Below are 12,607 nucleotides of genomic sequence, written 5' to 3' on the forward strand. Positions count from 1 at the left end.
GATTGCCGGCGCGCTTCCCCTCACCCTCGTGCTTTGTCAACCCGCGCCCGCCCGGCTAAAGCGCCCGCAACATGCAGATTCACCCGCTGATTACCGACTCCGCCACGCTTGCCGCGCTTGTCGACCGCCTCGCCCAGCACCCGTTTGTCGCCGTGGACACGGAGTTCATGCGCGAGAACACTTACTGGCCGGACCTTTGCCTCTTGCAGATCGCGAGCCCCGACGAGGCCGCTGCGATCGACCCCAAGGCGGAGGGCCTTGACCTCCAGCCTCTGTGGGACCTGCTGGTGAACAACGAGGAGGTGCTCAAGGTCTTCCACGCTGGCGGCCAGGATCTCGAGATCGTCCACAATATGACAGGCAAGACGCCGCACCCGCTATTCGACACCCAAATCGCGGCCATGGCGCTCGGGTTCGGCGAGCAGGTCGGCTACTCCAACCTTATCGAGTCCATGCTCGGCCACACGCTCGACAAGGGCGCGCGCTTCACGGATTGGAGCCGCCGTCCACTCGACAAGCGCCAGATCGATTATGCCATCGCAGACGTCACTCACCTCGCGACGATTTTCCCGCGGATGGTTACCAAGCTGAAGAAGACCGGCCGCGGTCAGTGGCTCGACGAGGAGATGGAGCGACTCGCTGACCCGTCTTCCTTTGCGTTCGAGCCGGAGGATGCGTGGAAGCGCCTCAAGCTGCCCAGCCGAAACCCAGCGGTGCTTGGGCGCTTGAAGGCCATCGCCGCCTGGCGTGAAGTGGAGGCCCGCGGCAAGAACCTGCCCCGTGGCCGGATCATCAAGGACGACACGCTCAACGACCTAGCGGCCCATCCGCCCAAGACGCAGGACGATCTGGGCCGCGTCCGCGGGCTGTCGGCCGGTTGGCGCAACAACGACATCGGCGGACGCCTCATGGCGGCGATCGGCGAAGCGAAGCCGCTCGATCCAGAGGAAATGCCTGACCGCGAGCCCCGCCGGCCCGGACTGACCAAGGACGCGGCCCTGGTCAGCGACCTCCTCAAGCTGCTCCTCAAGATCCGGGCCAAGGAAGCTGGAGTGGCTGCCCGCCTCATCGCTAGGTCGGACGAGCTGGAAGCCTTGGCTGCCGGCGTACGCAGGAACCTCAATATCCTGGCGGGATGGCGCTATGAAGAGTTCGGCCGCGACGCGCTCGATCTGGTCGAGGGTCGACTCGCCTTCGCAACTGAGAATGGCAAGCTCAAGATGACCCGCACGCTGGAGATTGTGGAATGACCCGCCTTCTGTTCCTTGCCCCAGCCCTGCTTCTGACCGCCTGCGCAACGGCAGCCGCCGAACAGCCACAGGTCGTCGGCAGCGGCGGCGAATGCCGCAACGACGGCCTGGCACAGTTCACCGGTCAGCTCGCTACGGCAGAGGTCGGCGCCGAAATTCTGCGTGTTTCGGGTGCTCGCACACTGCAATGGATCGAGCACGGCATGATGGTGACCATGGAGTTCAATTCGTCGCGGGTGCGGGTTCAGCTCGATGCCAGCAACCGGGTGGAGTCGGCGCGCTGCGGCTGACCTCTCAACCGATCTCCACGACCGGGTTCAACTCCAGCGCCGTTGCCAGCTGCCGGAACCGCTTCGCCACCGTCTCGGAATAGAGCCCTTCGTCGCTCTTCCGGAGTGACAGCACGAGATGCTCACCCCGCGGTGCGAGAGCCGTACGCTTGAGGATTGAAGCTGTCCCGCCACTGAGCCGCTGCGCCAATCGGATGGCGCGCCCCCATCGGTCCGCATGCTCGAGCACCCGCGCTTCGACCAACGCGCCGACATTCTCGTCATAGGCACCATTGCCGCCGAACGCGCTCGATAAGGCCTTGCCGAGGATTGCGCGCCCTTCCGAATCGATTCCGACCCAGTTTCCATGGACGCCCATGTCGACAGCCCACTCTGCCCGGAAATCCGGATGGGCGTTCCAGGCGACGTCCGCGAGGAGGCAGGCCGCAAGTCGCAGTCGGCTCGCTGGGACGCTATCGTCCGGGAATAGCGGCGCGATCCACTGGTCCAGCAGATGGCCATGATCGCCGAACCTGCCCAGCCGCTCACCAACCTCCAATGCGGCAGAAAGCAGAGGATCAATCTGACGCTGGTCGGCATCCAGGTCGTCGAACAGAATTCCCTCACGTAGGCCGAAGGCGCTGGTTACGATCCGGGCCGGCTCGAGAACCCGGCACAATGCGTCGAGCACAGCGGCAGCTGCGGGGAGGGTCTGAAGGCGCAACGTCGCAACCGACGCCCGCCGCCGCAGTTCGTCGGCGGAAGTCGATCGGACAAGCGCCCGCAACTCGCGTACCCGTTCGGGAGTGACGCAATGCTGGTGCACGATGGGCAAGGGGTGCCCTGAAAGGCGCAGATCTAGCTGGGCGAAAGCGCGGAAAGAACCTCCAACCAGATAGAGGCTCGAACCCCTTGCGGCGGCGAGCACGCTTTGCGGGATGCCCGTACGGATCTGGTCGGCCAGCCCGCGGGCGGTCGTCTTTTCGGCCACGCGAAGCACGCCGATCGGCAGCGATACGCCCTGCTCCACGTCTCCATCCGCCACCGGCGTCAGCTCTAGGCTTCCCCCGCCGAGGTCGGCAACCACTCCGCGGGCGTTGGGAATCGCACTGATGACACCCAGCGCGGAAAGTCGCGCCTCTTCCTCGCCGGGAATGACCTTGGGTTCGATTCCGGCCTTCTTCGCCAGCGCGAGGAATTCCGCCCCGTTACTCGCGTCACGGACGGCGGCCGTCGCAACGGCGTGCAGCTTCTTCAGCCGCATCTCCTTCGCCAGCAGCCGGAAGCGCGCGAGTGCCTCCACCGCCATCTCGATCGCTTCGGGGTGGAGCAGCCCGCTCGTGGCGAGGTCACGACCGAGCCCGGCCATCACCTTCTCGTTGAACAGCATGCTCGGCACCCGCTCCGAGCCGCCATAAGCGACAAGACGAACGGAATTGGAGCCTATGTCGATGATCCCGACGGGCCCAAACGGGCGCACCACGGCAGGTCTGGACGCCATCAACCGACCTGTGTCAGCCGCAATTTGGGAACGCCCTTACCCTGAAGCGCGGCCTGCCCGCGGCCGGACAGCGACGGGTTGGTCATGAAATAGGTATGCAGGTTGAAGCTCCGCTTGCCCGGCTTGATCCGCGTGTACGTGCCATCCGGCTCCAGCCGCCAACTTTGCTCGTTGTCAATCAGGTTGGCGACCATGACCTGGTCCAGCACCTGCGCATGAACCGTCGGGTTCTCCAGCGGCATCGCGCATTCAACCCGCCGGTCGAGGTTGCGCGGCATCCAGTCCGCTGACGAGATGAACACCTTCGCCTTGCGGTGCGGCAGCCGCGCGCCATTCGCGAACGCCCAGATCCGGCTATGCTCCAGGAAGCGACCGACGATCGATTTGACGCGGATGTTCGACGACATGCCAGCCACGCCCGGGCGCAGGCAGCAGATGCCTCGAATGACAAGGTCGATCGACACCCCGGCCTCGCTTGCTTCGTAGAGCTTCTCGATGATCGCCGGGTCGACCAAGCTGTTCATCTTGGCCCAGATCGCTGAAGGCTTCCCGGCCTTGGCGTTGGCGATCTCGGCGTCGATCAGCACCGTCAGCTTCTCGCGGAGACCCGTCGGACTGATCGAAACCAGCTCCAGCCCCTTGGGCGGGACATAACCGGAGATGAAATTGAACAACTTGGCCGCGTCCCGCGCCGCCCGCTTGGACGCGGTAAAGAAGCTGAGGTCGGTATAAACCTTCGCGGTCGTTGGATGATAATTGCCGGTCCCGAAGTGGCAGTAGGTGCGGAACAGGCTGCCTTCCCGCCGGACCACCATCGAGACCTTGGCGTGGGTCTTCCACTCGATGAAGCCGTAGACCACCTGCACGCCCGCCCGCTCCAGGCGCGACGCCCACATGAGGTTCGTCTCCTCGTCGAAGCGAGCCTTCAGTTCCACCACCGCGGTCACGGACTTGCCGGCCTCAGCCGCTGCGACGAGAGCATCCACGATCGCGGACTGCTTGCCCGCACGATAGAGCGTCTGCTTGATGGCCACCACATCCGGGTCGTTTGCTGCCTGCCGCAGGAACGCGACCACCACGTCGAAACTCTCATAGGGGTGGTGAACGATGAAATCCTTGGCCCGGATCGCTGCGAAGCAGTCGCCATTGTGCTCCACCACCCGCTCGGGAAAGCGCGGAAGGTAAGGCGCGAACTTGAGCTCCGGACGGTCCTCCTCCACCAGCTGGCCGAGGTCCGTGATCCCGATGAACCCCGCGCTCTCGGCGATCAGAGCATGCTCCGCCTTGAGGCCAGCGCGGACGAGGTTCTCAAGATCCTCCGGTGTCGAGGTGCTGAACTCTAGGCGGATGACCCGCCCGCGCCTGCGCTCCTTCAAGGCCGAGCGGAAATGCCGGACCAGATCCTCGGCATCTTCCTCGATCTCGATGTCGCTGTCCCGCAGTACCCGGAAGGCCCCCGCTCCCAGCAGCACGAAGCCGGGGAACAACAGGTGCAGGCTGGCGGTGATCGCCGCATCGATGGTGACGAACCGGGCCGAAGCCCCCGGCAGTCGGATGAAGCGCGGCAGTGACGATGGGATCACCACCACCTCCTGCACATGCTCTCCGTCGCTCGGATCGACCATGGAGAAGACCAGGCTGAACCCGCCGTTCGGAATGAACGGGAACGGGTGCGACGGATCGATCGCCTGGGGTGTGAGGACGGGCAGGATCTGTTCCCCGAACCACCGCCCCAGCCATTCGAGATCTTCCGGACCCAGCGCACGAGGCTCGACAACCTCGATCCCGGCCTCCGCCAGCAGTTCGGCAAGCTGGATCCACGTCGCCTGCTGGTCAACCACCAGCGTGTCTGCTTCGGTCGAGATCAGGGCCAGCTGCTGTGACGCCGTCAGCCCATCGTAGCTGAGCTCCTCCACGCCTTCGAGCTGCTGCTCCTTCAGCCCGGCCACTCGGACGGAGAAGAACTCGTCGAGATTGTTGCCGCAAATGGACAGAAAGCGAAGCCGCTCCAGCAAGGGGTGAGCGGGGTTTGTCGCCTCCTCCAGCACCCGACGATTGAAGGCGAGCCAGCTGAGCTCGCGATTGAACATGCGCTGCACCCGCGACTCGGTGGTCCGAGCTTTTGACACTTTGATGTCAGCCGGTGCGTTCAGCTCATCCTCCGTCGTAGATCAGTCCTGCCGCGACCAGCGCCCGCTTTACCGTCGGCACCGTCAACCGCGCCCGCTCGGCAATCGCGTGCCGGTCGATCGCTTCCACGACCCGCTCGGCGGTCCAATAGTCGCGCATTACCCTTGATACCACGTAACGCAGGGGCTCGTCGGGAAGATGCAAACCGCGGTCCGCGAACAACCGCTGGATCAATGCCGCGAACAGCGCATCGTCGGGCTGCTCGATCTTTACCACCGGCGTAACGGCCAGTCGCGTCCGCAAATCGGGCAGCGTCGGCTGCCAGGCGGGCGGCGCCTCGCCCGCGACCAGCACCAGCGGCCGTCCCGTGTCCTGGGCCTGATTCCAGGCGTGGAACAGCGCCTCTTCATCGTGCCGCTGCGCATCGTCGAACAGCCGGCCTCCGACTCGGGTCACGAAGTTCCGCGCGAGCAACGATCGCCCGGAACGGCGCGGACCCACCAGTATCGTCGAGCGTACCGGCCAAGTCGTCCAGCGCTGAAAATGTTCAAAGGCGACCCGGTTCGCGTCCGAGACAATGAACCGGCTTTCGTCGCTCCCCTGGGGCCAGTCGAGCGGAAGCGCGATCTGGTCCGTCGCCTTCATCAGGGCTGCGCCCCTCCGGCATCGACGCTGTTCGCCTGCGGCTCGGCAGGCGGCGCAGGCTGCGGTTGGGCCGGAGCGGAATAGCCGGTGATCCGGAAGACACCGGTGCTCGTATCCGATTGCCACCCCCGCGCAGCCAAGGCCGACTGGAGCTGCCCCGGGGTCCCCTGGTAGGTTACCACCAGCACCGCTGAGCCAATCTCCTGCACCGAGGAGACGCCGGGGATCGACCGCAGCCACCCCACGGGGGAGTACGGTGACGCTACCACGACCTGAATTGTCCGCGCGGTCACCTGCTGTTGCTCTTCATCGCCCTCCTCTTCGGGCGGCGGCGCTGGCTCGGGAATGATCAGGCTTGGATCGGGCGTCAGCATCCCGGCCGCGAGCGCCCGCGTGAACAAGGCGTCCATCCGCTCGACCCCGAGGTTCATCATCTGCGGAATGGCGGCACTGTTCGGTGCCGTGATCTGGAACGAGCCGACCGGTTCCCGGTCAGGACCATGGTAGCCGATGAAGGTCGCAACGGCCGGTCCGCCCGGATAGACGCGGCGGATCTGCACCTCGGCTACGAGGACATCGGCGGCACCATAGAGGTCGATGAGGTTGCGCCACCAACCACGTCCAGGCCGATTGATCTGCGCGGCGTTGACCAGCAGCGGATCGATACCAAGCCCTGAAACCCGCACGTAGTCGACCGGACTGGTTGCTGTTCGGAACTCGGCCCAGGCGCGCTGCCACGGGTTGCGCAACTCCACGGACGTCGGCGTTCCGCCACTCACGATGACAGGGATCAGCAGCATTGGCGCGGATCGCCGCGCCTGACCCTGCAGCCCGAGCAATGCTCCAGCCCGAGCCCGGTCGAACAGCACCCCAAGCGTCGCGACGTAACGTGTCGGCCCGATCCTCTCCTGCTGGACGATGATCGAGCTCACGAGGCTGTCCAGGGTCGAATCGGGCAAGGTCGGCGCCTCACCGATTGGGCGCTTCTGCATCTTGGCCCAGAGTGCCTTGAAGCCCTCGCGCTGGGCGATACGCCAGCCGGCGTAGCGAGCAGCTTCGGCATCCTTGCCCGCCACGTCGACCTTGATGCCGGTGATCTCCAGCGTCGACGAGCTGTCGATCGGCAGGATGCCCCGCTCGCCGGATTCGATCTGCGCAAGCCCAGCGGCCGCCGCTCCCGCCAGCAGCAGGGCAAGGCCAAGGGTACGCACCGGGCGGCTCGTCAACATGGCGCGCCTTGTGGCGACTGTTCGGTGGATTTCCAAGACACTTGTGGGCTAGAGGCGCATCGTCCTTCGATACGCCGCTTCAGCGGCTACTCAGGATGAGCGCGCATCACTCCGCTCATCCTGAGTAGAGGCTGAGCGCAGCGAAGGCTCGTATCGAAGCACGGACGGATCGCAGATGGGGCTCACTTACGAACAGGCCGGCGTGAACATCGCCGCCGGAAACGCGCTGGTGAAGGCCATCGGCCCGCTTGCCAAATCCACCAGTCGCCCGGGAGCGGACGCGGAGCTTGGGGGCTTTGGCGGCTTCTTCGACCTCAAGGCCGCCGGCTATACCGATCCACTGCTGGTGGCCGCGAACGACGGTGTGGGGACCAAGCTCAAGCTGGCGATCGACACCGGCAAGCACGGCGGCGTCGGTATCGACCTCGTCGCCATGTGCGCCAACGACCTTGTCGTGCAAGGCGCGGAGCCTTTGTTCTTTCTCGACTATTTCGCCACCGGCAAGCTGGACAATGCCGTTGCGGAGCAGGTGGTAGCGTCGATCGCCGACGGCTGCCGTCAGGCTGGCTGTGCGCTCATTGGCGGGGAAACCGCCGAGATGCCGGGCATGTATGCTCCCGGTGATTATGACCTTGCCGGCTTCTGCGTCGGCGCCGTGGAGCGGGGTCAGGCTTTGACCGGCGACACGATCCAATCAGGGGACGTCATCATCGGGCTCGCCAGCTCCGGCGTTCACTCGAATGGCTACAGCCTGGTCCGCAAGATCATCGCCGACCGCGGGTGGCAACTCGACCGGCCCGCCCGCTTCGACCCGGAGGTTCTACTCGGCGATGCCCTGCTGGAGCCTACCCGCATTTACGTTCGCTCGCTCCTGCCGGAAATCCGTGCTGGCCGCATCAAGGGGCTTGCGCACATCACCGGCGGAGGGCTGCTGGAGAACATCCCACGAGTCCTGCCGGACGGTGCGCATGCTGTCGTAGACGCCGACAGCTGGGAGCTCCCGCGCCTGTTCGCGTGGCTCCAGGCCGGCGGCGGGATCGAGCCGGAAGAACTCGCCCGCACCTTCAACTGCGGAATCGGCATGATAGCGATCGTGCGGCCGGACGCGGCTGACGAAGTCACCGCCAATCTCCAGGCGGCCGGAGAAACCGTCTACGATATCGGCCGCATCGAGCCGGGCCCCCGCGGCTGCACCGTTCGCGGCTCCGACGAAACCTGGAGCGCCCGCGGCGTCTGGAGCGCCACCCACAATCATGGGTGAGGTGCGATCTAACCGCGTGCGTCCTTCACCGCTCGTCCCGAGCGCAGTCGAGGGGCGCTGGCCTGAACTCCCGTCGAACGCCCCTCGACTTCGCTCGGGACGAGCGTTGTGAGGAACAAGGCCCGCGTCGCTATCCTGATCTCCGGCACCGGCAGCAACATGGCCGCCCTCCTCTACGCCAGCCGTGCGCCCGACAGCCCGTACGAAGTCGTTCTCGTGACCGGGGACAACCCCGATGCACCCGGCTTGGTCCTGGCCGATGCGGAAGGCGTCCCAGTCGCTCGCTTCCCCGCGCCGACCAAAGCCACCCGCCCCGACTTCTTCGCCGCCCTCGACCGTGCGCTGCATGAGGCGGAAGCCGACACCGTTGCTCTCGCCGGCTTCATGCGCATCCTCCCCGCCGACTTCGTGGGGGCGTGGTCGGGCAAGCTCCTCAACATCCATCCCTCGCTGCTGCCGAAGTACAAGGGCCTCGACACCCACGCCCGCGCGCTCGAGGCCGGCGACAATCACGGCGGCTGCTCGGTTCACCTCGTCACGCCGGAGGTCGACGCGGGCGAAGTGCTCGGTCAAGTTCCCGTCGCGATCCTGCCGGGCGACACGCCGGACACCCTGGCCGACCGCGTCAAAATTGCCGAGCACCAGCTCTACCCCCGCATCCTCGCCGGCTATGTCTCGCGTTATCAGGACGCAGCGTGGATCGAAGCACAGGTCGACGCCCTCACTAGCCGCCTCCCGGAGGTCACCCGCAAGACCAGCCACGGTTCTCCCGGCTGGCAGGTCGGCGGCGAGAAATCCGGCAAGCTCTTCGCGATCCTCGCCGACCGCCACCACGGCGAGGACGCTATCGGCCTATTGGTAAAGGCAAGCGGACCGGACGAGATGACCGGCCTTATCGAAGCCCAGCCTGAGGCTTACTATTGGCCCAAGTACTACGGCGCGAGCGGCTGGCTCGGCGTGAAACTCAACCGCCGAGACCTCGACTGGAGTCAGGTCGCCGACTGGCTCGAACGCAGCTGGCGTGCCAGCGCCCCCGCCAGGCTGACGAAGCTGATGAGGGCAGCGGACGAATTCTGACTCGTGCTGGCAGCGCACCCCAGTTACCCGACTGACCTCCATGCCTGACGAGGCTGCTCGAGCAAGCCTCCGAACACCGCGGCATGCTCATCTAGCGACGCATTGATCCCATAAGGAAGGCTCGCCTCGGGCGGCACGGGCCGCAGCCGACCGTCTAGTGCTTCCTGGATCGCGCTCGCCAGACCGGTCTCGTCCTCCACCTTCACGGGCTTCCGCGCTCCAACCTCGTGGAGCAGGTTTACCAGCCCGCTCGAGCTGGCAGTCGCGACCACGGGGCAGCCGCAAGCGATGGCTTCGAGCACCGTCGCCGGAAGCCCTTCCCACCGGGATGCCTGCACGGACACTGAGGCGCGCAGATATTCGGGGATCGGGTCGCTGACGAAGCCCGCGAACTCCACCCGCTCCGCAATCCCCAGTTCCGCCGCGAGCTCCCGCAGCATCGGCTCGTCGGGCCCCACGCCGCATAACCGGATGCGCCAGTCCCGATCTCTCAATCGCACTGCAGCGCGGAGAAGAAGCGCCTGGTTCTTCTGCTCGGATAGCCGACCGACCGATAGGATGACCGGAGGATTCGCGGGCTTCCGCTCGGCCGCTCGGCCCAGCATGGCATCGCTCACATAGGGATTGTGGATGAAGCGCGCCCGCCCGCGAAGTGACCTGTCCACCGCCGCCACTTCGTCCACACCAGCGGGCGACAGCACCAGGATCCCCTGTGCTCTCCGCAGCACATTCCGATATTGGAGCTTGCGGGAGCGCCGCTTCCACCAACTGGTCTTCTTTCCCACCAGCGGATTGGTGATCTTCGGCACGAACACCCCGCCGAAACCCGCAAGCTCCACGGCTCGGCCCGCGGGACGGATGGTATGGTTTCCCGGCGCGTGGAACAGCCTCGGCGAGTGCTCGGCGAGATAGTCTGCGACCTTGGGCACGGCCGCGGCCATCCGGTCGCGCCGTTGCTCGGCGGCAAGCTGCGGGAGCACCCGCACCCGGACTTCCTCGGTGACCAACTCGCGGGTCGGTCCGTCATCTTCCAGCACCAACATCTCGATGCCAAAGCCACGACGCGCCAGCCCGCTCGCCACCAGGCACGCGACGCGCTCCACGCCTCCAGGTCCAAAGCGGTCGAGCAGGATCGAGATGTCAGGTCGGCTCGCCGGCAAAAGCAACTCCTCGTGGTCTTGGACGCGGGCGATTTATGACGATAGGACGCGTCGCTCAACCGACGCCGAGGGGAGTGAGTTGCGAGTTCTGCTGCTGGGTCATTTCTCGACTGTCGGCGACATCGAATCCTTGGAATGGGCTGAAGCCATTCTTGCTGGAGAAGGATTGCGGTTCGATGTCGCCTCGTTTTCGGAGAAAGTGGCCGAGGGACGCCCCGACCTCCTCAAACTCGATCAGGTGGACCCACGCCGATACACTCACCTGGTGATGGTCTGCGGTCCCCTTTGGCCCGACTTTCTCCGGCGCAAGCGGCTGAACCTGGACCGTTTCGGCCATTGCACCCGGATCGGCTTGAACCTCACCATGGTGGAGCCGACCGCCGAGTGGAACCCGTTCCACGTCCTCCTGGAACGGGACTCGGACCGCGCCAGTCGCCCGGACCTGACTTTCCTCCGGTCCACGGCACGGACACCGGTCGTCGGCCTGTGCACCATCGCCCGTCAGCGGGAATATGGGTCCGCCCAGCGGCACAGCCAGGCGCTCGACCACCTTCGGCAGCTCGTCGACAAGCGCAATCTCGCGGTGGTCGAGATCGACACCCGCTGGCCCGCAAGCCGCAACTCCGGCGGTCTCGGCTCCCCCGCCCAGGTGATTTCCGTGATCGAGCGAATGGACGTCCTGCTGACCAATCGCCTTCATGGCCTCGTCTTCGCCATGAAGGCCGGCGTACCCGCACTCGCAATCGACCCGGTCGCGGGCGGCAACAAGATCACCGCGCAGGCAAGAACGATCGGCTGGCCCGCGGTTCTCTCGGCCGACGAGCTCGCGCCGGAACGCCTGGATGGGCTCCTCGACTGGTGCCTTTCCGAAGAAGGGCAGACCGCGGCCAGGCAGATCGCTGGAGATGCCCAGGCCAAGCTGCAATCGCTGGACCAGGAGTTCCGCGACGCGCTGCGGCTGCCGCCCCCCACGCCCTTGCCGCGACCCCGGTCTTTCCTGGACAGGTTCCGCCGCTGAACCGAAAAGGGCCGCCGGATCGCTCCAGCGGCCCTCATAATTCGCGATCCCGCGGGGCTTAGCCGACGATCTCTTCCGGCTTGAAGAAGAAGTCGATCTCGATCTTCGCATTCTCGTCGCTGTCCGAGCCATGGACCGAGTTGGCCTCGATCGACTCCGCCAGCTCCTTGCGGATGGTGCCCGGCTCGGCGTTCGTCGGGTTGGTTGCGCCCATGATGTCGCGGTTGCGCTTCACGGCGTCCTCGCCCTCGAGCACCTGCACGACCACCGGGCCGCTGGTCATGAAGGTAACCAGATCGTTGAAGAACGGCCGCTCGCGGTGAACGCCGTAGAAGCCCTCGGCCTGCTCGCGGGTCATCTGGATGCGCTTGGAGGCGATGACGCGCAGCCCCGCTTCCTCCAGCATCTTGGTGACCGCGCCGGTGAGGTTGCGGCGGGTGGCGTCGGGCTTGATGATCGAAAAGGTGCGCGTCACGGCCATGACCGGGCGGTCTCCTGTTGATGGGGTGGATGGATTGGCGCGCGCCCTAGCGGTGGGCGCGACAAAGGGCAAGGTTCAGGCCTTCTCGGTCCAGCGCCCGTCCTCGCGAGCCCAATAATGCCGTTCGACCCCGTCGCGACCGGCAAGCAGCTTCCATGCCAGCCGAGCACCCCTGAGCGTGTCCTCGTCAAACAAGTAGAACGCACGATCAAACGCCAATGCCGCGTCGCGCCACTGCCCATCGGCGATCAGGATGTTGCGGGCCCGATTGGGCGTATCGGGCGTGGTCGACAGCAGGATGGGCTGCCGGGCATCATCGGCACCGCCCGAGATCCCGTGCGGGATGAAGCTCGTGGGCCCCTGGTCCCACAATTGCCGGTCCAGTCGCGCAAGTAGCGCCGGATCCTCCGCCACCACCAGCAACCTTGCTTCTTCCGACAACAGCTTGCCGGCAAGAGCGGTGATGACGCTCTCCACTGAGGCGCCGGCAAGCTGGTAGAAGTCTACGCGCATCTGCCTTCCCGTGCTTCGATACGCACATAAGCAAAGCTTATCGGCCAGTCCGCATCAGCGCTCATCCTGATTG

The 12,607-nt window shown here is 65.6% G+C and carries 12 protein-coding genes; 5 read left to right on the forward strand and 7 right to left on the reverse strand.

Annotated elements, in window-relative coordinates:
- Window positions 1-71: 71 nt before the first annotated feature.
- Together rnd and JT720_RS07970 are read left to right on the forward strand one after the other, a co-directional pair.
- Window positions 72-1,250: a ribonuclease D gene (gene rnd, locus JT720_RS07965; protein ID WP_205480649.1), complete on the forward strand. Its 1,179-nt coding sequence runs from the start codon at window positions 72-74 to the stop codon at window positions 1,248-1,250.
- Window positions 1,247-1,540, forward strand: coding sequence for an I78 family peptidase inhibitor (locus tag JT720_RS07970; protein ID WP_205480650.1), 294 nt, complete (start codon window positions 1,247-1,249; stop codon window positions 1,538-1,540). The genes rnd and JT720_RS07970 overlap by 4 nt, the downstream gene beginning before the upstream one ends.
- Window positions 1,541-1,544: 4 nt before the next feature.
- Here JT720_RS07970 and JT720_RS07975 read toward each other — a convergent pair whose 3' ends face one another.
- The 4 genes from JT720_RS07975 to JT720_RS07990 are packed head-to-tail and all read right to left on the reverse strand — an operon-like array spanning window position 1,545 to window position 7,024.
- Window positions 1,545-3,020: a Ppx/GppA family phosphatase gene (locus JT720_RS07975; RefSeq protein ID WP_205480651.1), complete on the reverse strand. Its 1,476-nt coding sequence runs from the start codon at window positions 3,018-3,020 to the stop codon at window positions 1,545-1,547.
- Window positions 3,020-5,173 carry an RNA degradosome polyphosphate kinase gene (locus JT720_RS07980; protein ID WP_272873196.1) on the reverse strand — a complete coding sequence of 718 codons (2,154 nt, stop codon included), beginning with the start codon at window positions 5,171-5,173 and terminating at the stop codon, window positions 3,020-3,022. Before JT720_RS07980 ends, JT720_RS07975 begins: the two co-directional genes overlap by 1 nt.
- Window position 5,174: 1 nt before the next feature.
- Window positions 5,175-5,795: an HdaA/DnaA family protein gene (locus JT720_RS07985; protein ID WP_205480654.1), complete on the reverse strand. Its 621-nt coding sequence runs from the start codon at window positions 5,793-5,795 to the stop codon at window positions 5,175-5,177.
- Entirely contained in the window at window positions 5,795-7,024 is a 1,230-nt protein-coding gene (locus JT720_RS07990; RefSeq protein WP_205480655.1) for a heavy-metal-associated domain-containing protein, read from the reverse strand. The genes JT720_RS07985 and JT720_RS07990 overlap by 1 nt, the downstream gene beginning before the upstream one ends.
- A 175-nt stretch (window positions 7,025-7,199) precedes the next feature.
- On the opposite strand from JT720_RS07990, the gene purM reads away from it, so the two are divergent.
- Together purM and purN are read left to right on the forward strand one after the other, a co-directional pair.
- A complete protein-coding gene (gene purM, locus JT720_RS07995) occupies window positions 7,200-8,285 on the forward strand; it encodes a phosphoribosylformylglycinamidine cyclo-ligase (protein WP_205480656.1) in 1,086 nt (361 codons plus the stop codon).
- 108 nt (window positions 8,286-8,393) lie between these two features.
- On the forward strand, window positions 8,394-9,362 hold the full coding sequence (gene purN, locus JT720_RS08000; protein WP_205480657.1) for a phosphoribosylglycinamide formyltransferase: 969 nt from the start codon (window positions 8,394-8,396) through the stop codon (window positions 9,360-9,362).
- A 23-nt stretch (window positions 9,363-9,385) separates the two neighbouring features.
- Here purN and JT720_RS08005 read toward each other — a convergent pair whose 3' ends face one another.
- Window positions 9,386-10,522: a glycosyltransferase gene (locus JT720_RS08005; protein WP_205480658.1), complete on the reverse strand. Its 1,137-nt coding sequence runs from the start codon at window positions 10,520-10,522 to the stop codon at window positions 9,386-9,388.
- A gap of 79 nt (window positions 10,523-10,601) precedes the next feature.
- Between JT720_RS08005 and JT720_RS08010 the strand changes: the two genes are divergently transcribed.
- Window positions 10,602-11,540 carry a polysaccharide pyruvyl transferase family protein gene (locus JT720_RS08010; RefSeq protein WP_205480659.1) on the forward strand — a complete coding sequence of 313 codons (939 nt, stop codon included), beginning with the start codon at window positions 10,602-10,604 and terminating at the stop codon, window positions 11,538-11,540.
- 58 nt (window positions 11,541-11,598) lie between these two features.
- On the opposite strand, the gene ndk is transcribed toward JT720_RS08010, so the two are convergent.
- Entirely contained in the window at window positions 11,599-12,021 is a 423-nt protein-coding gene (gene ndk / locus JT720_RS08015) for a nucleoside-diphosphate kinase (protein WP_205480660.1), read from the reverse strand.
- Window positions 12,022-12,096: 75 nt separating this feature from the next.
- Complete coding sequence (locus JT720_RS08020) at window positions 12,097-12,534, reverse strand: DNA polymerase III subunit chi (protein ID WP_205480661.1); 438 nt, start codon at window positions 12,532-12,534, stop codon at window positions 12,097-12,099.
- Window positions 12,535-12,607: the final 73 nt, after the last annotated feature.

Source organism: Sphingomonas arenae, assembly GCF_016924655.1.
Lineage (GTDB): Bacteria > Pseudomonadota > Alphaproteobacteria > Sphingomonadales > Sphingomonadaceae > Sphingomicrobium > Sphingomicrobium arenae.